Origin of the sequence: Gordonia liuliyuniae (genome assembly GCF_021739025.1) — a bacterium.
GTDB lineage: Bacteria > Actinomycetota > Actinomycetes > Mycobacteriales > Mycobacteriaceae > Gordonia > Gordonia liuliyuniae.
The window spans coordinates 194,738-218,740 of the sequence record NZ_JAKKOT010000004.1 but is presented as its reverse complement, the minus strand read 5'-3'; the positions used below and the strand labels follow the sequence as shown (position 1 = coordinate 218,740).

Genomic DNA, 24,003 nt, shown 5'->3' with positions numbered 1-24,003 from the left:
CCGAAGAGAGGACAGGTAACAGATGCCCGACCACGACCGACTCGCAGCCGCCTTCGACGCGGAGCGTCCCCGCTTGATCGCGGTCGCATACCGCATGCTCGGCTCACGCCCCGACGCGGAAGACGCCGTTCAGGAGTCGTGGCTGCGGTTGACTCGTAGGGCCGCCGGATCGATCGACGACCTCGGTGCCTGGCTGACCACTGTGGTCAGCCGCATCTGCATCGACACGCTGCGCTCGAGGTCTGGGCATCCCGAGGTCTCGATCGATCGTGGAGTGCCCGAGGTCGTCGTCATGGCCGACGAGGAGTCTCCGGAGGACGCGGCACTGCTCGCCGATCACGTCGGCTCGGCACTCCTGGTGGTCCTCGAAACGTTGCGCCCAGACGAACGTCTCGCGTTCGTCCTGCACGACACTTTCGCCATCCCATTCGCTGACATCGCCCAGATACTGGACAAGTCGCCCGACGCCACCAAGATGCTGACGAGCCGGGCGCGCCGAAAGGTTCAGGGCGCACCACGACCAGAGGAGTCGACGAGGAGTCAGCGGCGCGTCGTGGACGCGTTCCTCGCCGCCGCGCGCACCGGTGATTTCGACGGGCTGCTCGACGTACTCGATCCAGACGTGACGTGGCGACGAGTCACGGCGGGCGGCGAGTCGGTTCAGGTCGGTGCCGACCATGTCGTCGACGCCGCGCGCAGGGGTGCGCGGTCGCGCGTCGTCGCTGAAGGTGTCCTCGTGAACGGGCGGCCGGGCATCCTGGCGTGGAGCCGAAGCGGAAAGCCGATCAGTGTCATGGCCTGCACCGTCGAACGCGGCCGGATGGTCGAGATCACGTCGATCCTCGATCCCGCGATCCTTGCCGGCGTCGACCTGCCCGACGCGCCGGTGAGCGACCGGTAGCACTAGTCCTGGTGGTCGGTCGTCACACGCAGCCACAACGGCAGGACCAGCCATGCTGAGGCGAACACGACGAAGGTGGCGACACCGGCGATCACCGCCGACGTGGTTCCTGCCGTCGCACCGAAGACGACCGTGACCGCGCCGCTCAGCGCCAACCCCAACAGGGTGAGGCCGATGAACGACAGATAGTGGGCGTACGCGACGATCAGGCCGATCTGGTGGCGGCGGAACAGGACCCGGTGGAGGGCGACCGGTGCAGCCAGCAGAATCGCCGCAGCCACCGCGCAGGACACGGTGATCAGATAGACCACGCGCAGGGCCCCGCCGAGATCTTCGAAGCCGTCGTGGAACGGCAGGGTGAGCAGGAAGCCGGTGAGGATCTGCACGCCCGTCTGCACGACTCGGAGTTCCTGGAGCAACGAATTCCAGTTCCGGTCCAGCCGTTGCGTCTGCGTCTCGTCCCGCTCGTTCTGGTTCCAGTCGGCGTCATCACTGGTACCCCCATGACCGATACCCCCGTCACCGATACCCCTGTCACCGATACCACCGTCGCGAGTGTTCATGCTAGGGCGTCAGCCTCGTGCGTCACATCCTCAATCGTCCCACTGTTCGCACCCCGAACTCAGCGGTTCGGCGCACTTCGGTAGCGCCTACGCACCGGCCCGTGCCGCGGGGCGGGGCCACGCACGCGAGGGTGCCATTCGAGGCGATGCCGAATCCGCGACGCATCGTTCGGGTCCGGCGTTACGGTGTGGGTGAGTACCCGACAATCTCGGAGACGCCCATGCGAATCGCCCTGTTCGCCACGTGTATCGGCGACACGATATTTCCCAACGTTGTCCGGTCCACCGCGCTGCTCCTCAGTCGGCTGGGCCACGAAGTGGTGTTCCCGTCCGGGCAGACGTGCTGCGGGCAGATGCATGTGAACACCGGTTATCAACCAGACGCGCTGCCGTTGGTCGAGAACTATGTCGAGACCTTCGGTGACGAGTCGATCGACGCGATCGTGGTGCCGTCCGGGTCGTGCGTGGGTTCGGTGCGCCACCAGCATGAGATCGTCGCCGCACGCTATGGTCCGCCGAGTCTGAGCGGGCGGGTCGAGACGGTCAAGGGCAAGACCTACGAACTCTCCGAACTGCTGGTGGACGTTCTCGGTCTGACCGACGTCGGCGCCTACTATCCGCATCGGGTCACCTACCACCCCACCTGCCACTCGCTCCGTATGCTGCGGGTCGGTGAGAAGCCACTACAACTGCTGCGCAATGTGCGCGCCATCGATCTGGTCGAGTTGCCGGAGGCCGACTCGTGCTGCGGATTCGGCGGTACCTTCGCGTTGAAGAACGCCGAGACCTCCACGGCCATGCTCGCCGACAAGATCCGCAATGTCGGCGACACCGGAGCCGAATACTGTTGTGCGAGCGACTCGTCGTGCCTGATGCACATCGGTGGAGGGATGACACGCCTCCAGATGGGAACGAGAACCGTGCATATCGCGGAGATTCTGGTGTCCGAGGAGAACCACGCGGGAGTGACGGCATGACGCGGGTTGTGTTGCCGTCACCCGCGTTTCCCCCACGCGCGCCGGAAGGCGCGGGAAATCTGCGCGGTCGCGAGTCGTTTCCGGACGCGGCCCATCACGAACTCGCGAATGCCCAGCTGCGCCGCAACATCGGCAAGGCCACGCACACGATCCGTGAGAAGCGACTGCAGGTGACCGCAGAGCTGCCCGACTGGGAGCAGCTGCGCGACGCCGGTTCGGCGATCAAGACCGACGTGATGAACCGCCTGCCGGAACTCCTCGAGCAATTCGAGACCGCCGTCACCGCACGCGGCGGAGTCGTGCACTGGGCAGCCGATGCCGTCGAAGCGAACGACATCGTGACTCGGCTGGTCCGCGAAACGGGCTCGGACGAGGTCATCAAGGTCAAGTCGATGGCGACTCAGGAGATAGGACTCAACGAACACCTGGAATCGGCAGGAATTCACGCGTACGAGACGGACCTGGCCGAGCTGATCGTCCAACTCGGCCACGACACGCCCTCGCACATCCTGGTCCCGGCGATTCACCGCAACCGGTCGGAGATCCGGGAGATCTTCTTGACTGAGATGGACGGCGTCGATCCCGCACTCGACGACGATCCGTCTCATCTCGCCGACGCCGCCCGAAAGTTTCTGCGCCGCAAGTTCATGACGACGCCGGTGGCGATCTCCGGCACCAATTTCGGGGTGGCCGAGACCGGCACCCTCGGTGTGGTCGAGTCGGAGGGGAACGGCCGGATGTGCCTGACGATGCCGCAGACGCTGATCACGGTCATGGGCATCGAGAAGATCGTGCCGACGTACGCCGACCTCGAGGTCTTCCTGCAACTGCTGCCGCGATCGTCGACCGGGGAGCGGATGAACCCCTACACGTCGATGTGGACCGGAGTCGCAGCCGACGACGGTCCCCAGAACTTCCACCTGGTCCTGCTCGACAACGGCCGCAGTGCAGCGCTGGCCGACGCGGTCGGCCGGGAAGCCTTGAACTGCATCCGCTGTTCGGCCTGCCTCAACGTGTGCCCGGTGTACGAGCGCACCGGCGGACACGCCTACGGCTCGACCTATCCGGGACCGATCGGTGCGGTCCTCACACCGCAACTCGCCGGGATGAACGGCAGTCATGACCCCAATTCCTCGCTGCCCTTCGCCTCCAGCCTGTGCGGCGCGTGCTTCGACGCGTGCCCGGTGAAGATCGACATCCCGGCACTCCTGGTGGAACTGCGGCACCAGAAGGTGGAACAGGCGGTCTTCGGCGCGGAGGCCGCGGCGATGCGGGCGGCATCCATCGCGATGTCGTCGGCCAGGAAGTTCACCGCTGCGCAGCGAGCCGCCGGCCTGGGGCGCCTGATGGCTGGGAGGAAGGGCAAGATCTCGACGCTCCCTCCGCCGCTGAGCGCCTGGACCGACGCGCGTGACATACCGGCGCCGCCGAAGCAGACGGCCCGGCAGTGGTGGGATTCCGCGGAAGGGCGGCGCGAGATCGCCGAGGCACGCCAGGGGGTCGGCGAATGACGTCTCGTGACGTGGTTCTCGGTCGACTCCGCGACGCCTTGGCGCTGGCTCCTCCCGCGCACCACGAGATCCCCCGGAACTACCGGACCGGGCGAACGATGTCCGACGATGATCGACTCGCACTGCTCACCGATCGACTCGTCGACTACCAGGCGGCAGTGCACCCGTGCTCTGTCGCGGAGATCGCGGCCACGGTGACGCGCGTCCTGCGGGAGGCGGGCGCTACCCGGGTGGGAGTGCCCGCCGGGCTCGATGAGTCGTGGCTGGTGACGTTCGACGGCGAAGTGGTCGTCGACTCCGCGAGCGTGCCTGCACCGGAACTCGACTCACTCGACGGCGTGGTGACCGGTTCTCGAGTCAGCTGCGCCGAGACCGGGACCATCTTTCTCGACGGGGGCCCCGACCAGGGGCGCCGGGCACTGACCCTCGTCCCGGACCTGCACGTCTGCGTTGTCGATCTGTCGACCGTGGAAGTCGGCGTACCCGAAGCGATCAGCCGTCTTGTGCCGGAACGGCCGACGACCATGATCAGCGGGCCGTCGGCGACGTCGGACATCGAACTGCAACGTGTCGAGGGTGTGCACGGGCCGCGCAATCTGCACGTGATCATAGTGCGCTGAGCCGGAGCCGGACGCGAACCCACGTTTGGTCTGCCACCTGTCCGGGTAGTTCTCCAGTCCACACGCTTCCCGGCGTAGGAGCTCTCTCGGCTCCCAGGAGGAGATCAATGAACACCGAAGCCACGACATACCTGCGCCACGACCATCAGAGAATCCTGGCCCTGCTCGACGTCCTCGACGCGCCACCCGGCCCGGGACCGTCAACCGTCGAGGACCGCCGCGCCCGGGCAGTGGAACTCGTGACCGTCGAATCCCAGCACAGGTCCGTCGAGGAGCAACTGTTCTGGCCTGCGGTCCGCCGGGTCCTCGACGACGGTGACCGACTGGCCGATGACGCTCTGTCTCACGGGGCGAAGGCCACAGACCTGTTGCAGACCATCGAGAACGCGGAGGCGGGGAGCGCCGAGTTCGAGGAAGCACTCACCGCTTTCAGCTCTGCCGAGCGCGACCGCATCGCGTTCGAGGAACAGCAGGTGTGGCCGGAGTTCCGCAGCGCGATAGCGGTTGAGGAGTCGCGGCAGCTCGGCAAACTCATCCAGGGTTTCCACCGATGACACGCCTGCTGGCGCGCGTGTGGATCTCAATGGTGTTCCCGTCCGGGTCGTAGAGGACGGCGCAACCACGGTGCGAGAGATGATGCGACTCCGGGTAGGAGGCGCCCAGCGCGATGAGACGCTGCGCGGCAGCCGGCACATCCGCGGCGTCGTGGACCGTGATCATGATGCGCGGATGCTGGCGATGGGGAGGGGGAGCCCGGCGGATCAACAAACGGGTGCAGCCGTCGCCGTCGACGAGATCCACTCGGTTCAGTCCGCGCGGTCGAGACACCAACCCCAGCGCTCGATGCCAGAAACTCTCGGCCCGCTCGAAGTGGCACGTCGCGATGCGAATGGGGGCCGGGCCGTCGACTTCGAACATTGATCGTCTCTCCTGGAACGGACACGACCCGGGTCTCGGATCGTCCGTTCTTCGGATTCCCATCCGAGCGCTGTCCAAACCAGCGATGTGCGCTCAGCTTGTTAGGTCTCAGGCCGCGAGACCCACGCTGCGCTGACTCGGATGGACGCCCATCGACCGGGGTGACCGGGTAGCGGCCCATGTGTGAGCCGTCACTGCATCGGGTACCCGGAGTCGAGTCAAGTTCCGTCACTGCTGTGAGGAGGCGCTATGAGCGAAACGGTCGCGGACGTCGTACTGTCCAGACTCCGCGAGTGGGGTGTTCGACAGGTGTTCGGATATCCGGGCGACGGGATCAACGGGTTGCTCGCGGCGTGGGCCGAGGCCGAGAACGATCCGCAGTTCGTTCAGTCCCGGCACGAGGAGATGAGTGCCTTCGAAGCGGTCGGGTACGCGAAGTTCTCCGGCGACGTCGGCGTATGCGCGGCCACGAGCGGTCCCGGTGGGGTCCACCTGCTCAATGGGCTCTACGACGCCAAGCTCGATCACGTGCCGGTCGTGGCGCTGGTGGGGCAGACCGAGCGGTCGGCGATGGGTGGCTCCTACCAGCAGGAGATCGACATGCTCTCGCTGTACAAGGACGTGTGCAGCGACTTCGTGCAGATGTGCACGGTGCCCCAGCAGATCCCCAATCTCATCGACCGCGCGATCCGGGTCGCACTGTCTGAGCACGCGCCCACCGCCGTGATCTTCCCGTCGGATGTGTTCGAGCTCGACTACGAGCCGCCCGCCCACGAATTCAAGCAAGTGCCGTCGAGCCTGGGGATCGAACAGGCCGTCGCCGACGCCGACCCGGACGCGGTCGCCCGCGCCGCAGCGGTGCTCAACGACGGCGACAAAGTGGCGATGCTCGTCGGGCAGGGGGCTCGCGGATGCGTCGACGAGTTGACCCAGGTGGCCGAGACCCTCGGCGCGGGATGCGCCAAAGCTCTTCTCGGGCGCGACGTCCTCCCCGACACGCTGCCGTGGGTCACCGGCTCCATTGGGCTCTTGGGCACCACGGCCAGCTATTACCTTATGGACGAGTGCGACACGTTGCTCATGGTGGGATCGAACTTTCCGTACACGCAGTTCATGCCGCAGCTCGACCAGGCTCGCGGGGTGCAGATCGACCGGTCGGGCAAGTGGATCGGCATGCGGTACCCGAACGAGGTGAACGTGGTCGGCGATGCCAAACGCACGCTGCAGCAGTTGATCCCGCTGCTCGAACAGCAAGAGGATCGCTCGTGGCGATCGACGGTGGAGCGGAACGTCGCCCACTGGCGGAAGACCGCGCAGCGACGAGCGATGACCGACGCCGACCCGATCAACCCGATGCGGATCTTCCACGAGTTCTCCGAGCGGGCGCCGTCCGACTCGATCATCGCCGCCGACTCGGGCAGTGCAGCCAACTGGTATGCGCGACACATCGAGTTCCGGGATGAGATGCGTGGGTCGCTGTCGGGGACCCTGGCGACGATGGGGCCTGCCGTGCCGTACGTGATCGGAGCCAAGTGGGCCCACCCGGACCGTCCGACGATCGCCTTCGAGGGTGACGGCGCGATGCAGATGAACGGGCTCGCCGAAATGCTCACCGTCTCCCGATACTGGAAGCAGTGGACCGACCCTCGGTTGATCGTCGTGGTACTGCACAACAACGACCTCAATCAGGTCACGTGGGAGCAGCGCGCGATGAGTGCGTCCCCGAAATTCGCGGAATCGCAGGACCTCCCGGAGATGGACTATGCGGCGTTCGCGCGCGGCATCGGTCTGGGCGGGATCAACGTGGAAGATCCCGATCAACTCGGTGACGCCTGGGACCGCGCACTGGCCGCCGACCGTCCCACACTCCTGGACGTTCGGTGCGACGCGTCGATTCCGCCGATCCCGCCGCACGCGACCTTCGCGCAGGCGAAGTCGCTGAGCACCGCATTGATCGAAGGAGACGAAGACTCGTGGGGTGTGATCAAGGAGGGCGTCAAACAGAAGGTTCAGCAGTACATTCCCGGCACTAAGCCGGAGCCGTGACCGCGCAGGCGGCGGAGGCTGCGCGGCCCTCGGTACCGGTCAGGAAGGCCCACCCAGCGCGGCCGCGAACAGGTCGAGCGCCTCGGTGACCGTCTGCGATACGACGTCGTCCGCCGAGCCGTCGAACTCGCGGTACTCGGTGCTAATGTCGTCGCCGTCGACGATCCCGAACCACACGGTTCCCGGTTCACGCCCGTCCTGCGCCCCCGGCCCGGCCGCGCCGGTCACGGCCACCACCAAGTCGGCGCCGAGGAGTTCGGCGGTGGTCACTGCCATCGTGCGAGCGCTGATCTCCGAGACCACCGGAACGTCTGGCACACGCAGCAGGTGGTGTTTGACCGTGGAGGCGTAGGCCACGATGCTGCCCCGATACCACTCCGACGAGTCCGGCGCCGCGCCCAGCGTGCAGGCGATCTGCCCGCCAGTGAGGGATTCCGCCGTCGCGACGGTGCGCCCGGCGCGATGTGCCAGTTCGCCCACCAGTTCTGCGCGGGCCGCATTGTCGGACGCGGGGTTGTCGGACGCGGCATTGTCGAACATCGGGGAGATAGCCATGAGTCCGGTGTACCCCGTGGGCTTCCGCCATGCTCAAAGTTCTCTCGCCACAGGCACCCCTCGGGTTGACAGCCTCACGTCCAGGTCCACTCCTGAACCTCGGGCAGATCCTCGAAGTTCCGCCGGATGTAGTCGTGGTGTCGCGCGAGCTGTGAACGGCAGAACTGTGCGAGTCGCTCGGCACGCTCACCGTCCACGCTTGCCCGTCTCATCGCTTCCAACGCCAGGTGGTACCGACTCATGCGGTTGAGAACGACCATGTCGAAGGGCGTCGTCGTGGTGCCCTGTTCGGAGAATCCACGCACGTGGAAGCGACCGGCGTACGGTCGTCCGTGCACGAGCTGGTGGAGGGCTCGAGGGTAACCGTGGAACGCGAAGACGACGTCGACCGACGTCGTGAAGACGTCCGCGAAGTAGGTTTCCGACATTCCGTGCGGGTGTTCTCCCGGTGGCAGCAGCGCCATCAGATCGATCACGTTGACGACCCGGATCATTAAGTCGGGCAACTCCTTTCGGAGGAGGTCGGCTGCGGCGAGAAGTTCCTGGGCGGGCACGTCGCCCGCGCACGCCAACACGATGTCGGGTTCGGCGCCGTCGCGCTCGCTTCCCGCCCAATGCCAGACCGAGGCCCCGGCGGCGGCTTGGATCGCGGCTTCGTCGACCGTCAGATACTGCAGGTGCGGCTGCTTGTCGGCGACGATCAGATTGACATGATCCCGACTGCGGAAGCAGTGCTCCGCGACTGCCAGGAGAGAGTTCGCGTCCGGCGGCAACCAGACCCTGACCACACCTGGCGACAACGGGATCACCGTGTCGATGAGCCCCGGTCCCTGATGAGAGAAGCCGTTGTGGTCGTTGCGCCAGCACGTGGAGGTGAGCAGGATGTTCAGTGACGACACCGGCTCGCGCCAGTCGAGTTCCGCGGCGTGCTGCAGCCATTTCGTGTGTTGGACGACCATGGACGCACTGATCATCGCGAACGCCTCGTAGCTGGCGAACAGACCGTGCCGTCCGGAGAGCAGATAGCCTTCGAGCCATCCCTGGCAGAGGTGCTCGCTGAGGACCTCCATCACTCGTCCGGAAGGTGCCAGGTCGTCGTCGTCGGGTCGCACCGGCAGCTGCCAGCAGCGGTCGGTTACCTCGAAGACGGCATCGAGTTTGTTGCTCGCAGTCTCGTCCGGGCAGAACAACCGGAAAGTACCGCCGCCGTCGGAGCGACGGTCTGCGCGATAGATGTCGCGCAGATAGTCGCCGAGCACCCGGGTCGTCGGGTGGGTGAGCCCGCCGGGCCGGTCGATGTCGAGCGCGTAATCCTCGACCGGCGGCAACTCCAGCGGTTGTCGCAGGCGACCGCCGTTCGCATACGGCGTGGCACCCATCCGCCGATCACCGGCGGGGGAGAGGCCGGCGATGTCCTCGACGATCCGGCCGTCACCGTCAAACAGTTCGTCTGGGCGATACGACCGAAGCCAGTCCTCCAATTGCCGGAGGTGATCGGCGTTGTCGCGGACGCCGGACAACGGGACCTGGTGCGCCCGGTGCGTCCCCTCGACGAGTCGTCCGTCCACACGGTGCGGCCCCGTCCACCCCTTGGGCGTGCGTAAGACGACCGCGGGCCACCGCCTGACGGTCGGGTCCGCGTCAGCGCGCGCATCGGCCTGTATGCCGCGGATGGTCTCGTACGCTCCGGCGATTACTTCGGTGAGCCGGGCGAAGACCGCCCGCGGCTCGTGCCCCTCGACGAACACCGGCTCCCAGCCCTTGCCCTGCAGGTCCGCTCTGACGTCGTCGTCGTTGCGGCGCCCCATCACGGTGGGGCCGGAGATCTTCGCGTCGTTGAGATGCATGATGGGCAGGACCGCGCCGTCACGGGCCGGGTTGAGAAACGCCGTCGAATTCCAGGATCCGCTCAACGGTCCCGTCTCCGCCTCACCGTCGCCGATCACGCACGCTACGAGTAGCTCGGGGGAATCCAGGGCGGCGCCGATCGCGTGGGCGAGGGAGTATCCGAGTTCGCCGCCTTCGTGGATGCTGCCCGGGGTCTCGACACTCACGTGGCTGGGGATGCCGCCGGGGGTCGAGAACTGGCGGCACAACCGCAGCACGCCCTGCCCGTCGTACGTGACGTCTGGATAGATTTCTGAGTAGGTGCCCTCGAGATAGGTGTTGGCCACCAGCGCGGGTCCGCCGTGGCCGGGCCCGGTGACGAACAACCATGCCGAATCGGTACGACGTATCAGGCGGTTCAGCACCGTGTAGACCGCCGATAGTCCGGGACTCGTTCCCCAGTGCCCGAGGAGTCGCGGCTTGACGTGCGCCGCATCCAGCGGCGCGCGTAACAGGACGTTCTCCTGCAGGTAGATCTGGGCGACCGTCAGGTAGTTCGCGGCGTCCCACCACCGCAGATCGGCGTCGAGGTCTGCCGCCGAGTAGGTCGTCCGCGCCAGGCGGCGCGTGCCCTGCCCGCCGGTCTCGTTCCCGTCGACGCTCATCGCGGACGCGGTTCCATCCGTGGTTCCTTTCGACACAGGGTGAGCAGGAAGTCGTCGAACGGATCCGACCAGGCGTCGCTGACGGTGAACCCGGCTGCCTCCACCTCCGCGGCCACCATGCCGCGAGTGAACTTCACGCTGATCTCCGTGAGCAGTTCAGCGCCCTGACGCAACCGCCAGTGGCGGTCGAGCGATGGGAAGTAGGCGTTCACGTCGCGTCGCGCGCGCAAGCGCATCTCGATTCGGTGAGCGGTTGGATTCCAGCGGGCGAGGTGATCGAAGTCGTCGGCGTAGAGGCCTTCGGCGCGCATCTGTGTCCGGAGCGCTTCGATCACGTTGCGGTTGAAGTCCGCTGTGACCCCACCCTTGTCGTTGTACGCGGCGGTGAGTCGACCCGTGTCCTTGATCAGGTCGGTGCCGAGCAGGAACGAGTCTCCCGGCGAGAGGGACGCGGCCAGGCGGGCGAGGAACCCGGTGCGCTCGTCCTCATCGAAGTTGCCGATCGTGCCACCGAGAAATGCGACCAACCGGCGACCCGCAACAGTGGGCATCGGGACCTCGGCAGTCGTGAAATCAGCCTCGATCGGCACGATTTCGAGTCCGGGGTAGTCACCGGCCAGCGTCGTAGCCGACGCCGACAGGACCTCCGCACTCACATCCACCGGCGCGTATGTCGCGCCGACGGGAACTTCGTCGAGCAGCAGACGGGTCTTGGTCGAGGTTCCGGACCCGAGCTCGACGATCGTCGACGCTCCGGAGGCGGCGACGATACTGCGGGCGGAGTCGCGCAGGATCGCCGTCTCTCGACGCGTCGGGTAGTACTCGGGCACGCGCGTGATCTCGTCGAAGAGTTTGCTTCCGCGTTCGTCGTACAGCCACCGTGCGGGCAGCGCTGGCTGCTCGTCCCACAGACCCGCGACGATATGGTCCACCGCCACCGTCGTGTTCGCCACCGTCGTGTTCGCGGCCGTCGTGCTCACCGCGCCAGCCTCAGACCGGAGAACGCCCAGCGGGACGCGGCGGGGAAGAAGTTCCGGTAGGTGGCGCGCTCGTGCCCGCGCGGGGTGATGGCGGAGGCACCCCGCAGGACGTGCTGATCGCACATGAACTTGCCGTTGTACTCGCCAACCGCACCGTTCGCCGGAACGAACCCGGGGTAGGGGAGGTAAGCGCTGGCCGTCCACTCCCAGACGTCACCGATCATCGCCGTGCCTGCAGCGCGCGGATGACATCTGGCGGGGTCGAGGAGCTCGCCTCGTTCGGTCTCGACCTCCGATGTCGCTGCCTCCCATTCGAACTCGGTGGGCAGCCGCGCGCCTGCCCACCGGGCGTAGGCGTCGGCCTCGTAGAACGAGACGTGCACTACGGGTTCGTCAGCGACCACCGGCCGCCGCCCAGACAGGCTGAAGGCGCTCCATTCACCTGCCGCGTCCCGACTCCAGTAGCCGGGCGCCTGCCAGCCGGTCTGGCCGATGTGCGCCCAGCCGTCCGACAGCCACAACTCGGGCCGTCGGTAGCCGTCGTCGGCCATGAACGCCAGCCAGTCCGCGTTGGTGACGGCACGTGAGGCGATCTCGAAGTCCTCAAGGAGTACTCGATGCTGCGGCCCCTCGTAGTCGTAGGCGAACGCCGTGCCCGTCGCGCCGACGTGACTGATGCCGCCGGGAACTGCGCGCCACGTCATCGGCGCGGGTGATGCCCCGACGTCGAGTTCGCGGTCGACGTAGACGGGCCCTGGAGTGAGCGGGACCGTCGAGAACAGGTGCTTGATGTCCATCAGGAGCAGTTCCTGATGTTGCTGTTCGTGATTGCATCCGAGTTCCACGAGATCGAGGGCGTCGTCGTCGAGTGAACCCGCGGTCAGTGCCGCCTCCATGGCCGTGTCGACGTTGTGACGGTAGTCGGTGATGTCGTCGATTCCCGGCCGCGTCACCAGCCCTCGCTCCGGTCGTGGATGGCGCTCGCCGACGGCTTCGTAGTAGCTGTTGAACAGGTAACGATATGTCTCGTCGTAGACCACGTACGACGGGTCCCTCCGCAGCACAAACTCCTCGAAGAACCAGGTCACGTGGGCCCGGTGCCATTTCGCGGGACTCGCTTCAGTCATCGACTGCGGCGTCTGATCCTCGGCGGACAGCCGATCGGCCAGAAGATCGGTGAGCGAACGGACGTGGCGGAACCGTTCGACCGGGCCGGATTCCGCAGTCGTCGAGCGGCGCACTGAGATGGTCATATAGCGAACCCCACAATCGAAGACGGGCCTCTCGTTTCGTCGGAGGCTACCGGGATCTGATCACTTCCGGCGGCGGTCTCACAGGATCATGAGGACGAGACCGACGATCACGATCCCGAAGACGATCACGACACCGACGATCGCCAGCAGTGCCGCGACGCCGGTCGGTGGAAACCGGCTGTGCAGCGGCTCCTCGGGTTTCGACAGACCGGACGTCTGCGCGGATTCCGGCGGAGTGTCGCCTATCTGGACCTGCCCGCCCTCGTCGAGTCCCGGCGTCACCGCCGGGTCGGGATCGATCGCGCCGCGGCGCGCGGAATCGGGATTCTCAGCGGGGTCGTAAACCATGTTTCCTCCTGGCGAGGTCCGGCGCATCAGCGTTCACCCGCTTCCTCGGACGAACCGGTGCTGTCGGTCTGGTCGAACATCACCCACTCGCCGTCCTGGTCGACCTCCATGCGGAAACCGATCATGTGCGACGGGACTTCGATATTGGAGAACCACTCGTACGCGTCTTGCGCGCTGTCGAACTCCTTCGTATCGATGACCTGTTCGTCAGGGTTCAGAACTCGGTACGTTGCCATCGTCGACCTCCTGTCGTACTTCACTTGTCGGCATCTGGATGTTGGGCGATGTACCCCGGGCGAGGCCGGAGTCAAACATCGCTGCGTGCTCGGGGCGTTAGTACGGCGGATACTGTCGGGAGTTCAGGACGGTTGCGAGATGCGTTGCGTTGCGTGCCGCGTTCGCGGTGGTCACGGCCACGGGCTCCGGAGGTCCGTCGAGGTCCTTGTAGTCGGTCCCTTGCATCGCCTCGCCGTTCCAGTACGTTCCGCTCTGGGCTGCGATCGTGAATCCGATGTCGTTGAGGCCTTGAAACACATCGGCGATGATCTTGTGTGCGCCGTCCTCGTTGCCCACGACCGCGGTCACTGCAACCTTGCCGAGCATCGCCGGACGGCCGTCGGCGTCGGTGTCGGACAGTTCGGCGTCGAGACGTTCGAGGGCACGCTGAGCCACGCTCGACATATGGCCGAGCCAGGTCGGTGTGGCGAACACCAGGATGTCGGCATCGCGTATCGCCTGGCGAACCTCTGGCCATTGGTCGCCGTCACCCATGTCGGCGTCGACTCCAGGCTTGACGTCGTAGTCCACGAGCCGGATCGGCGGCGCAACGCCGACCCCGTGTCCGGCCAACTGGTCGAGGACCTGACTAGCGAGTAGTTCGGTGCTCGATGGTGCTGGTGAGGGCTTCAAACTACAGATGAGCGCTACGGCGCGAAGTTCAGACATACCGCCGAAGTACCCGCTGCGGCACGCTCGCAAACACTCGCGACACGCAACAATTTTCAGTCACGACGCAGTGAACGGTCGCTCGACCTCGGCACCGACGGCAGCATCAGATCTCAGTTCTCCATCGGCCGATGTATCGCCATCAGCTCCCGCAGTCTCACGCCGACCTCTTCCAGCGGTCGCGTAGACCGCAGCGCCTGGCAGGCGACGACCGCACCCTCGACTGCGGAGACGACGGTGATCGACAGTGACTCGGCCATGTCGGGAGCGATCCCCTCGGCCATGAGGTGCTCACCAACCAACCCGTACCACTCGGTGAAGATCTCACCGGCCAGGTCTGCGGCTTCGGCGGCGTCCGCCCGCCCGAGGGCTGCGGCGACGATGGGACACCCCGCGTCGAAGTCCGTTGTGGAGAGCAACGCGATCCACAGGGTGGTGAACGCCTCGATCGGGTCGTCGGCGTCCAGGATCTCCCGTATCGCAACCGCCATCGAAGCGCCCGCGACGCGAGTCGCCTCGGTCACCAGCTGGGACTTTCCGCCCGGAAAGTTGAGATAGATCGATCGGCGGGCAGCTCCGCTGTCAGAGAGGATCTCCGACACCGCCGTGCCCGCGACACCGTGCCGTCGCATCAGTTCGGTCGTCGCACGCACCAATCGCGCCTTCGCTGCTGTCGCCACGCCGACCTCCTTTCCCCTTCGAGCCTCGCCCTTGAAATATACCGCTCGGTCTCATATCGTGCAGAAAGTAGACCAATTGGTATAACTCTGATCGGTCGCGAAACTAGGAGGCCCCATGCGCAACACCACCGAGACCGCCCTCGCCACGCCGCTCACTCTGCCATCCGGCCAGGTCTTGCCGAATCGGATGATGAAGGCTGCCCTCAGCGAAGGGCTCGCGGACGACGCCGGAGGTCCCGACACTCGCCTGACGCGCCTGTACGCGCGCTGGGCCGACGGCGGCTATGGCCTGATCGTCACCGGCAATGTGATGGTCGACAGCCGCCATCTCGGCGAACCCGGCAACATCGTGGTGGAGGACGAGCGACACTTGGCCGGCCTCACCCGGTGGGCCAAGACCACGCAGGACGGCGGCGCCAAGGTGTGGATGCAACTGAATCATCCGGGCCGCCAAGCGAATCCGATTGCAGGTGCCGGACCGACCGTGGCGCCGTCCGCAGTCGGCGTGTCGATTCCGGGAGTCCCGACACCGCGGGAGTTGACGCGCGAGGAGATCTCGGAGATCGTCCGAAGATTCGTCACGGCCGCGGCGGTCGCGGAGACCGCGGGCTTCGACGGCATTCAGATCCACGGAGCGCACGGCTATCTGGTGTCGCAGTTCTTGTCGCCGCTGAGCAATCAGCGCACCGATGAGTGGGGAGGCGACGTCGCCGGACGCGCGCGCTTCCTGCTGGAGATCGTGCGTGGTGTGCGGGAGGCGGTCCGCCCGGGGTTCGGGGTCGGTGTGAAACTGAATTCGGCGGACTTCCAGCGTGGTGGATTCACCGAGGACGATTCGCGGACCGTGATCTCCATGGTCGCCCGCGAATCCGTGGACCTCATCGAGGTCAGTGGAGGCAGTTACGAGTCACCCGCGATGATGGGTCGACCGGTGGTCTCGGCGAGCACGCGAACTCGGGAGGCCTATTTCCTCGAGTACGCCGAGACGGTGCGAGAACTCGCGGGCGATGTACCGCTCGCGGTGACCGGTGGGTTCCGAACACGTGCGGCGATGAGCGATGCCGTCGTCGGCGGGAAGTGCGACGTCGTGGGCATCGGCCGCCCAGCGGCAGTCGAGCCGGAGGCCGCACGCGGCCTGACTGACAAGAGTCTGTCGGTGCTCGCGTCGCCAACGGTCAGTCTGCACGTTCCGAATCGGGTCCGCCGCTCGGCGCCCACGGTCAAGACACTCGAGGGCGCCCTCGATCTGCAATGGCACACCGACCAGTTGCATCGCATGGGCGCCGGTCTGGAGCCCGATGCGGCGCGGCCGGTGTGGCGGACCGCGCTCACGGCTGTGCAACGCAACGGAGTCGACGCGTTCCGCAGCCGACGCGCAAACGGCTCCGCGGTCGGCGGCGCATCGCTGCGCAAATTCCGGATCGAGCGCGCGATCGGCAGGCGCGTGGCCAACCCGGCCGTCGAGTTCGCGATGCGCAGAGGTCTGGTGTCGACGCTCGCCACCCGACTCGAGACCACCGGCCGCAAGACCGGACTGGTGCGCGCAGTCCCGGTGTCGGCGTCGTTCGACGACACCGGAGCCTGGCTCATCAGCCAGCACGGACTCCGTGCCGGCTGGACCCTGAACATCCAGGCAGACCCGACTGTGCGCATCAGGCAGGGCGACCGCTGGCGAACCGGTACCGCCGAGGTGCTGCCGGACGATGACGTCGACGCCCGGACGAGGTCGTTCGCACCGCATCCAGCGTTGGGAACGCTGACGAGCGTGATGTTCCGCGCGTTGCAGAGCGACCCCGTCTCGGTGCGGATCACATTCGACGACGCAGCCCCGAATATCTGTCCATCCAACAACGAATCGAGTGACGAACGGTGCCGAGCATGACTGAGAAACTTGACGTGATCGTGGTCGGCGCTGGCCTGGGCGGGTTGTCGACGGCCGCCTATCTCGCCGCGACGGGGAAGAGCGTCCTCGTGCTGGAGCGCTATACCGCGCTCGGCGGGTCGTCCCATGTGTTCCAGCGACGAGGCCGGTGGGAGTTCGATTGTGGCGTTCACTTCGTCGGCGGCTGCGGTCCCGGCGGCGTGGTCAGCAACATCTTCGGCGGTCTCGGGCTGGACGACCGGATCGAGTGGCTGCCCATGGATCCCACCGGATTCGACCGGATCATCGGACCAGATTTCGAGCTCGCCACGCCGTTCGGGTGGGACAACTACCTCGAGAATCTCCTCACCGCGTTTCCCGGCGAGCGTCGCGCCGTCCAGCGCTACCACGGGACTCTTCGGCGTATCGGCGAGGCGATGGACAGGTACTCGTCCCAAGGGTCGGCGTCCGGGTTGGCACGATGGGTGGCGGGTGCGAACATCGCCGGGCCGCTGATGGCCGTTCCGTACAGTGTGTTCCTCGCCGGCTGCGGCTTCTCCCCGCGCGCCATAGCGGCGCTCTCCGTCGAATGCGGCGCATTCGCCTCGACGCCCGACGAGGTGCCCACCGGGGCCATGGCCGCATACTTTCAGGACTATGTCGCTGGTGGATCGTACTATCCGAAGGGCGGTGGTCAGATGCTCGCGGCCGGTTTCGCCGAGGTGGTGCGCGCCCATGGCGGGCAGATCCGGACTAGCGCCACCGTCGAACGCATCATCATCGACGATGGACGAGCGCAAGGTGTCGAGCTCGCTTCCGGCGAGAGAATCCTGGCCGCCACGGTGGTCTCGGACGCCGATGCGATCAAGACGTTCACCGACCTCGTCGGCCTTCACCACCTGCCTCGGATCATGCGGGAGCGCGTCAAGAGGTGGAAGATGTCCCGCCCGTTGATCAACGGGTTCTTCGCCGTCAACCACGACATCTCGCAGCAGCCGAACTCCAACTATTTCGCGATTCCCAGTTGGCAGGACGCCGATTCCAATCGGTCACTGACGAAGCTGCAACGTGAGGTCAGTAAGGGGAAGGGATTCAGCGACGGCGTCAGCTGGGCGCGGGAGCTCGCCGATCGTCAACCCATGTTCGTGCAATCCTCCTCGCGCCGCGATCCGTCGAACCGGCGGGCGGCGCCCGCAGGAGGTTCGACCATTGAAGTTCAGACGATCGTTCCGTATTCACCATCACTGTGGGAGTACTCGACGGACGACGTCGGATCCGGACGCTACCGGTCGGGCACCCGGTATCAAGAGATCAAGAAGATCGTCCTGGACGGGATGCTCCAACGGCTCGAACAGTCGTTCCCGGGTGCCTCGAACAACGTCGAGTTCGCTGAATTGGGGTCGCCCGCCACCCAGGAGAGATTCGTGGGGAACAGTGGGGCCGCCCCGTTCGGTCTGCGACAGACCATGGCGCAGTTGGGTCCGCTGCGAGCGGGCGTGAAGACCCCGATAGCCGGACTCTACGCAGTCGGGACCAATTCGCCGTTCGGTCCCGGCACAGTCGGCTCGATGCTCAGTGGCGTCCACGCAGCGTCGCTCATCACCGGACGCGATCTCGTCGGCCAGATCAGAGCGGGCGGAGTCGTCTCGGCGTCGACCGATCTGCCCAAGTGGCCCGAGGGTTTCGATCCTCTCGACGCCACACGGTCACTGCGTTAGACGACGACGGAGAGGGGAGTACGGATCGGGTCAACGTTGATCCGGCCGAGCGAGGAGCCGAGGCATCACCAGCTCCGGCGCGGGATCGGCGCCCTGCCGAAGGTCGGCGATGAGGGCGTCCGCGTATCCGATCAGTCCGACGGCGTCGATGCCGTACGGCGCCGGACCGTCGTGCTGTCCGATCCGTTTGGCAGCGCGTTCAAGGACTTTCAGCGCACCCTTGGTGTTGCGCCGCTGAACATGGGTGACGCCGACGGCCAGTTGGGCGAGCCCCTGCCAGAGCATGCGCTCGTCGCCTGGGCAGCTCTTCCACGCGCCTTCGAGGACTTCGTGCGCGTTGAAAGCGAGACCTCGGTCCAGTAGATCCTGCGCCCACGCCAACGACTCCGCCGGCGGCAGGTCCAGGTCGTCGGGGATGCGCTCGACGCCTGTGCTTCCCGGCGGCAGCGGACGGCCCAGTGCGTCGCGGGGCCGGGCGTTACGTGCGCGGCCGTCGTCGTCGCGATCGCGGTCCATGTCGCCGGGGGTAGCCATGAACCCATCGTCTCATCCCTCGTCACCGAGACGGTTTCGAGCGGTAGGCCGGCACTCCGTCGTCAGCTGTCGCCCAGTAGCTTCCGGAGCACGTACGGCAGAATCCCGTCGTTGCGGTAATAGGCGGCCTCGGCCGGGGTGTCGATCCGGACGGTGGCGGTGAACTCGCGGGACCGTCCCTCCTTCTCGACCGTCACCGTGACCTCCTCGGCGAGCCTGTCTCCGGAGGCTACCCCGGAGATCGAGTAGCTCTCGTCACCGTCGAGGTTCAGCGATTCAGCGGACTCGCCGTCGCGGAACTGCAACGGCAGCACACCCATGCCGATGAGGTTCGATCGATGGATGCGTTCGAACGACTGCGCGATCACCGCCCGCACCCCGAGCAGCCTGGTGCCCTTGGCGGCCCAGTCACGCGACGAGCCCGACCCGTAGTCGCGCCCCGCGATCACGACCAGTGGCACGCCTCGTTCCTGGTACGACACGGCGGCGTCGTAGATCGCCGCCTGTTCACCACCGGACCCCTGCTCACTGTCTTGCCACAATGTGGTGAAGCCGCCCTCGACTCCCGGCACGAGTTCGTTGCGTAGCCGCACATTGGCGAATGTTCCGCGGATCATCACTTCGTGGTTGCCTCGGCGTGAGCCGTACGAGTTGAAGTCCTTGCGTTCGACACCGTTGTCGGTGAGGTAGCGACCGGCCGGACTGTCGACCCGGATCGCGCCGGCGGGGGAGATGTGATCGGTCGTGACCGAGTCGCCCAGTTTGGCCAGTACTCGCGCCCCGGATATGTCGCGAACCGGCTCGGGTTCGCGAGTCATGCCGTCGAAGTACGGGGGACGCTGAATGTAGGTCGACGCGTCGTCCCAGTCGTACACCGCGCCGTCCGGCACACTCATCTCGCGCCAGTTGTCGTCGCCTGCGTAGATGTCCGAATAGCCGTCAGTGAACATCTGGGCTTCGACGTTCGCGTCGACGGCCTGCTTGATCTCCTCGTCCGTCGGCCAGATCTCACGGAGGTAGACGTCTTCGCCGTCGTCGTTGGTCCCCAGCGGCTCAGACAGCAGGTCGGTGTGCAGACTGCCGGCGAGCGCATAGGCGATGACGAGGGGAGGCGAGGCCAGGAAGTTCATCTTCACCTCGGGGTGGATCCGTCCCTCGAAGTTTCGATTTCCGGACAGTACTGCGGAGACGTTGAGATCGTTCTCGCCGACGGCGTCGCTGACCTCCGGGATGAGAGGTCCGGAGTTGCCGATGCACGTGGTGCAGCCGTAACCGACGAGATTGAAGCCGAGCTCGTCGAGGTACGGGGTCAGTCCGGACCGCTCGAAGTAGTCGGTGACCACGCGGGAGCCCGGCGCGAGGGTCGTCTTGACCCACGGACGGGTCCGCAGCCCGCGTTCGACCGCCTTCTTGGCTAGGAGCGCCGCCCCGAGCATGACTGCGGGATTCGACGTGTTGGTGCACGAGGTGATCGCGGCGATGACGACGTCACCGTGGTCGACGATCGCTTTCGCGCCGTCGATCACGACGTCTGCGGGATCGCTTGGCCAGCCCAGCCTTTCGTTCGCGGTGAGTTGTTCGTCGGAGACCTGACGCGGCGGTGCGTCATCCCCGTCGGAGGAGCCGAGGGAGATCGGATCGCTCGCCGGGAACGAGTCAGCGGACGCGTTGTCGACATCGTCTTCACCCGAGTGAGGTCGGTTCTGATCACCGGCGAGCAGGCCAAGCACGGTCCGCGGCGCATCGCCGAGGGGCACCCTGTCCTGGGGGCGGCTCGGCCCCGCGATGGAGGGTTCCACCGAGGAGAGATCGAGGTCGACGACGCGCGAGAAGTCGGGCACATGGTCCGGATCGTGCCAGAGTCCCTGCTCTCTGGCGTACGCCTCGACGAGTCGGATCTGTTCGTCGTCACGTCCGGTGAGGCGTAGGTAGTCGATGGTCTCGGCGTCGATCGGGAACATCGTCGATGTGGACCCGTACTCGGGACTCATGTTGCCGATGGTTGCGCGGGTGGCCAATGGGACGTTGGCGACACCCGGACCGAAGAACTCCACGAACTTGCCGACGACGCCGACGCCGCGCAGCAATTCGGCCACGGTGAGCACGAGATCTGTCGCGGTAGCCCCTTCACGCAGGTCGCCGCTGAGTCTGACCCCGACCACCTGGGGGATCAGCATGCTCATCGGCTGACCGAGCATCGCCGCCTCCGCCTCGATGCCGCCGACTCCCCAGCCGAGCACACCGAGACCGTTAACCATCGGGGTGTGCGAGTCGGTGCCGACGAGGGTGTCGGGATAGGCCTGGGTGACGCCGTCGCGGTCTCGGGTGAAGACGACGCGTGCCAGATACTCGAGATTGACCTGGTGACAGATACCGGTGTCGGGCGGCACCACCAGGAAGTCGTCGAACGACTGCTGTCCCCATCGCAGTAGTTGGTACCGCTCCTTGTTGCGTTCGAATTCCAGCTCGGCGTTGATGCCGAAAGCGTCCGGGCTGGCGAACGCGTCGGCGATGACCGAGTGATCGATGACGAGTTCGGCGGGGATCTGCGGGTTGATCTTCGACGGATCACCGCCGAAATCGGTCATCGCGTCACGCATGGCGACCAGGTCGACGACGCATGGGACGCCGGTGAAGTCCTGCATCAGCACTCGCGCCGGGGTGTACTGGATCTCCGGGTTAAGCGCCGCATCGGGGTCCCAGTCCCGCACGGCTTCGATCTGCGCGCGAGTCACCAGACGCTCGTCTTCGTTACGGAGAAGGTTCTCAAGGAGAACCTTGAGACTGTAGGGAAGCCGCGACGATCCGTCCACCCGATCGATTCGGTGGATCTCGTAGGATCTCTCGCCCACATTGAGCCGGTCTCGTGCGTTGAAGCTGTTCGCACCCATCGTCTGTCCACCTTCCGCGTTGGACGCGCGGCCTCAACGGGGCTGAGAGGCCGTGTGGTCGTTTCGACTACTTTCGAGCCTACGTGTCCGACCCGGAATCATCTCGATAGTCGGGGGACCGGGCGGACAGACACCGCACTAGTCTTCGACGTATGGGAATCGAAGCTGTCATGTCGGTCGGCGGCCTGAGGCGAACCGGCGCGGAGCGGTTGGACTCGCTCGGCGTGCACGCGCGGACGACGGACTCTCCAGCGGAGACCGTGGCCGAGGCGATCGCGATGGCGATCGACGACGACATGGTGGTGGCCGCTCTCGACCGCGGCGAGGAGCCACTTCGATGGCGCGCCGACGGCCCGGCCGCGCTGGAGGCTGCGACGGAGGCATCCGCGGCGGTCAGATCCCAAGCGGTCACCGTGGTCGTCCTGCCTGCCGCTCTCGAGCCCGTGCCGGGGCCGGTCGCGGTGTTGACGCCTGCCGGTGCGGTCTCGTCGTACGAGTTGGCGGTGGGTGCGGCCGTTGCCGCGGCCACCGCACGGCGAGTAGAGCATGTGAACGGTCGCGGCACCGCGGGCTCCGCCGTCCACAGCGGTGTTGCCGCGCGCACCGGACTGCGTGCCGCGGTGACGGACTGGAACGAGCGACCGGCCCCACGCCCGGAGCGAGCGCTGCGGGACCTCTCGCCACGTCCGGGGGTCGTGGTGATGCCGGTGCCGCCCGGCGCGGTGGACGGTGCTGCGGTGATCGCCGACCACCCTGACGCCGACATCGTGTTGGTGTTCGACCACGTTCATGCCCGCGACGGGGCGGCGATCGCCGCGCAGGTCGCGTCGATCGTCGAACTGTCGATCGGGGTCGGCATGGACGACGCAGACATCGGAACACGCTCAGACGCTGCGCCGGCGGCGAGCACGAATCATGATCTCACGCAACGAGATCGGCCCGCAGAGGAGCCGCACACCGACGTCCTGCCGCCGTTCCGGGCGTCCGACGTCGTACATGTGCGGCTGACCGACACCTCACTGGAACTCACCAACCGGACGCGCCAGCGCATCCGCCTGACGGTCGGGCTCGGGGCCGCCGCCGACGGACAGGTCCGCGCGGTCTTCGAAGCTGCGGTCGAACCGGAACAGTCGCGGGCCGAACCGCTGACGCACCCGGCCGTGGCGGAGCTGGCAGCGCCCCGAGCCGTGCTGCGGCATTGGAGTCACGGGGACGCCGAAGTGTTCGAAGGCGGTGAACGGCGCGTCGTCACCGTCGGTCTGGCACTGCTCGACTCCGACGACACCGTCGTCGCCGACCATGTCTTCGACGCTCCGAACGGGCTCGATTTCTCGGTGACCGCTCGCGGCCTCGCCGCGTTGGCGGGACGTTCGGCGGCGACGCCGGCGCTGCCTGAGCCTGCGCCGTCGCGATCACAGCTCGCACCGCCTCCGGACGTGTGGGCGGCCTTCGCCAGAGCTGTCGCGGTGGCCGTCGGAGTTCTGGCCGGTCGCGACCGGTGACCGCAGCGGTGGCGGGGGTCAGTCGCGTTCGAACCGCACGCGGATCTTGACCAGTCCCGCGTAGACGTTCTCCTTCGCCGCGAGGTACGCCGAGATCTCGCTGGGATCAGCGTCGTCGGACAAGGGAGCGGTGCCGACGGCGAGCACGATGTAGCGCCGGCCGATGGCGTTTCCGGTCCAGTCGTCAGTGACCGGGTGGCTCATCCACACGCCGTCGCCGGTGCACAGTTCCACGCTCATCGCCCGCAACGACGCGTACAAGGTGTCAGTGCCGATCGGCAAGATGTCGCCGTCGGAATCGAGCCGCTTGAGGCCGAGACTGGCGACTGCGGCGCCGAGAGTGCCGTCGTCCTCCTCATGGATCGGGTGGACGAGAACAAACGCGGTCGATTCATCGAACGGGTTGGGCGCCGACCACGCGGTCATCCCGATGGACGGCGTGGATTCGGTTGTCGGTTCGTCGCTCATCGATCTGAGGCTACCGGTCGGATTCGCCGCGGGCACAGAGCACTCCACCGTCGGCGAGCGTCCATTCTGAGCTACCCAATTCAATTCTTTGACTGTTCTCCGAGTTCTTCACCCAATGCCGGTTCTGGGGAGTTAACGTGCATGCATCGTCGGTGAGCTCGCCGGCGATCTCATGAACTTTTCAGACGTAGGAGATGACGTGGCCGACGATGTGGCTCCCCAGCCGATCCGTGCCAGCGA

The 24,003-nt window shown here is 66.3% G+C and carries 22 protein-coding genes; 9 read left to right on the top strand and 13 right to left on the bottom strand.

The window, feature by feature from the left end:
• Positions 1-22 precede the first annotated feature (22 nt).
• Positions 23-901 (top strand): sigma-70 family RNA polymerase sigma factor, encoded by an 879-nt coding sequence (locus L5G28_RS10245; RefSeq protein WP_237001451.1) that lies wholly within the window; start codon positions 23-25, stop codon positions 899-901.
• 2 nt (positions 902-903) lie between these two features.
• Here L5G28_RS10245 and L5G28_RS10240 read toward each other — a convergent pair whose 3' ends face one another.
• Positions 904-1,464: a DUF6328 family protein gene (locus L5G28_RS10240; protein ID WP_237001450.1), complete on the bottom strand. Its 561-nt coding sequence runs from the start codon at positions 1,462-1,464 to the stop codon at positions 904-906.
• Positions 1,465-1,685: 221 nt separating this feature from the next.
• Here L5G28_RS10240 and L5G28_RS10235 point away from each other — a divergent pair, with 221 nt between their 5' ends.
• The 4 genes from L5G28_RS10235 (at position 1,686) to L5G28_RS10220 (ending at position 5,126) form a co-directional block, all read left to right on the top strand.
• Positions 1,686-2,441, top strand: a complete 756-nt coding sequence (locus L5G28_RS10235) for a (Fe-S)-binding protein (RefSeq protein WP_237001449.1) — start codon at positions 1,686-1,688, stop codon at positions 2,439-2,441.
• The gene (locus tag L5G28_RS10230) at positions 2,438-3,952 is read left to right on the top strand and encodes a LutB/LldF family L-lactate oxidation iron-sulfur protein (RefSeq protein WP_237001448.1); all 1,515 of its coding nucleotides are present in this window, start codon (positions 2,438-2,440) and stop codon (positions 3,950-3,952) included. The genes L5G28_RS10235 and L5G28_RS10230 overlap by 4 nt, the downstream gene beginning before the upstream one ends.
• A complete protein-coding gene (locus L5G28_RS10225; protein ID WP_236997050.1) occupies positions 3,949-4,572 on the top strand; it encodes a LutC/YkgG family protein in 624 nt (207 codons plus the stop codon). Before L5G28_RS10230 ends, L5G28_RS10225 begins: the two co-directional genes overlap by 4 nt.
• A 107-nt stretch (positions 4,573-4,679) precedes the next feature.
• Complete coding sequence (locus tag L5G28_RS10220) at positions 4,680-5,126, top strand: hemerythrin domain-containing protein (protein ID WP_237001447.1); 447 nt, start codon at positions 4,680-4,682, stop codon at positions 5,124-5,126.
• On the opposite strand, the gene L5G28_RS10215 is transcribed toward L5G28_RS10220, so the two are convergent.
• The gene (locus L5G28_RS10215) at positions 5,104-5,490 is read right to left on the bottom strand and encodes a VOC family protein (RefSeq protein WP_237001446.1); all 387 of its coding nucleotides are present in this window, start codon (positions 5,488-5,490) and stop codon (positions 5,104-5,106) included. The two genes, L5G28_RS10220 and L5G28_RS10215, sit on opposite strands and share 23 nt — an antisense overlap.
• Positions 5,491-5,739: 249 nt before the next feature.
• Between L5G28_RS10215 and L5G28_RS10210 the strand changes: the two genes are divergently transcribed.
• Complete coding sequence (locus L5G28_RS10210) at positions 5,740-7,536, top strand: thiamine pyrophosphate-requiring protein (RefSeq protein ID WP_237001445.1); 1,797 nt, start codon at positions 5,740-5,742, stop codon at positions 7,534-7,536.
• 39 nt (positions 7,537-7,575) lie between these two features.
• On the opposite strand, the gene L5G28_RS10205 is transcribed toward L5G28_RS10210, so the two are convergent.
• From L5G28_RS10205 to L5G28_RS10170, 8 genes are all read right to left on the bottom strand, one after another.
• Complete coding sequence (locus L5G28_RS10205) at positions 7,576-8,091, bottom strand: CinA family protein (protein WP_237001444.1); 516 nt, start codon at positions 8,089-8,091, stop codon at positions 7,576-7,578.
• Between the two features lie 74 nt (positions 8,092-8,165).
• The gene (locus L5G28_RS10200) at positions 8,166-10,583 is read right to left on the bottom strand and encodes a phosphoketolase family protein (protein ID WP_237001443.1); all 2,418 of its coding nucleotides are present in this window, start codon (positions 10,581-10,583) and stop codon (positions 8,166-8,168) included.
• The gene (gene egtD / locus L5G28_RS10195) at positions 10,580-11,563 is read right to left on the bottom strand and encodes an L-histidine N(alpha)-methyltransferase (protein WP_237001442.1); all 984 of its coding nucleotides are present in this window, start codon (positions 11,561-11,563) and stop codon (positions 10,580-10,582) included. Before egtD ends, L5G28_RS10200 begins: the two co-directional genes overlap by 4 nt.
• Positions 11,560-12,816, bottom strand: a complete 1,257-nt coding sequence (egtB, locus tag L5G28_RS10190) for an ergothioneine biosynthesis protein EgtB (protein ID WP_237001441.1) — start codon at positions 12,814-12,816, stop codon at positions 11,560-11,562. The genes egtD and egtB overlap by 4 nt, the downstream gene beginning before the upstream one ends.
• Before the next feature lie 78 nt (positions 12,817-12,894).
• Positions 12,895-13,164, bottom strand: coding sequence for a DUF6480 family protein (locus L5G28_RS10185; protein WP_237001440.1), 270 nt, complete (start codon positions 13,162-13,164; stop codon positions 12,895-12,897).
• 26 nt (positions 13,165-13,190) lie between these two features.
• The gene (locus L5G28_RS10180; RefSeq protein WP_237001439.1) at positions 13,191-13,400 is read right to left on the bottom strand and encodes a hypothetical protein; all 210 of its coding nucleotides are present in this window, start codon (positions 13,398-13,400) and stop codon (positions 13,191-13,193) included.
• Between the two features lie 97 nt (positions 13,401-13,497).
• Positions 13,498-14,109, bottom strand: a complete 612-nt coding sequence (locus tag L5G28_RS10175; protein WP_237001438.1) for a flavodoxin family protein — start codon at positions 14,107-14,109, stop codon at positions 13,498-13,500.
• A gap of 113 nt (positions 14,110-14,222) precedes the next feature.
• Complete coding sequence (locus tag L5G28_RS10170; protein ID WP_237001437.1) at positions 14,223-14,789, bottom strand: TetR/AcrR family transcriptional regulator; 567 nt, start codon at positions 14,787-14,789, stop codon at positions 14,223-14,225.
• A gap of 115 nt (positions 14,790-14,904) precedes the next feature.
• On the opposite strand from L5G28_RS10170, the gene L5G28_RS10165 reads away from it, so the two are divergent.
• Complete coding sequence (locus L5G28_RS10165) at positions 14,905-16,671, top strand: nitroreductase family deazaflavin-dependent oxidoreductase (protein ID WP_237001436.1); 1,767 nt, start codon at positions 14,905-14,907, stop codon at positions 16,669-16,671.
• The gene (locus tag L5G28_RS10160) at positions 16,668-18,368 is read left to right on the top strand and encodes a phytoene desaturase family protein (RefSeq protein WP_237001435.1); all 1,701 of its coding nucleotides are present in this window, start codon (positions 16,668-16,670) and stop codon (positions 18,366-18,368) included. The genes L5G28_RS10165 and L5G28_RS10160 overlap by 4 nt, the downstream gene beginning before the upstream one ends.
• Positions 18,369-18,398: 30 nt before the next feature.
• On the opposite strand, the gene L5G28_RS10155 is transcribed toward L5G28_RS10160, so the two are convergent.
• The gene (locus tag L5G28_RS10155) at positions 18,399-18,902 is read right to left on the bottom strand and encodes a DUF309 domain-containing protein (protein WP_237001434.1); all 504 of its coding nucleotides are present in this window, start codon (positions 18,900-18,902) and stop codon (positions 18,399-18,401) included.
• Positions 18,903-18,964: 62 nt separating this feature from the next.
• Positions 18,965-21,793 (bottom strand): aconitate hydratase, encoded by a 2,829-nt coding sequence (locus L5G28_RS10150; RefSeq protein WP_237001433.1) that lies wholly within the window; start codon positions 21,791-21,793, stop codon positions 18,965-18,967.
• A gap of 152 nt (positions 21,794-21,945) precedes the next feature.
• Here L5G28_RS10150 and L5G28_RS10145 point away from each other — a divergent pair, with 152 nt between their 5' ends.
• The gene (locus L5G28_RS10145; RefSeq protein WP_237001432.1) at positions 21,946-23,295 is read left to right on the top strand and encodes a hypothetical protein; all 1,350 of its coding nucleotides are present in this window, start codon (positions 21,946-21,948) and stop codon (positions 23,293-23,295) included.
• An 18-nt stretch (positions 23,296-23,313) separates the two neighbouring features.
• Here L5G28_RS10145 and L5G28_RS10140 read toward each other — a convergent pair whose 3' ends face one another.
• Positions 23,314-23,763 carry a hypothetical protein gene (locus L5G28_RS10140; protein ID WP_237001431.1) on the bottom strand — a complete coding sequence of 150 codons (450 nt, stop codon included), beginning with the start codon at positions 23,761-23,763 and terminating at the stop codon, positions 23,314-23,316.
• Positions 23,764-24,003: the final 240 nt, after the last annotated feature.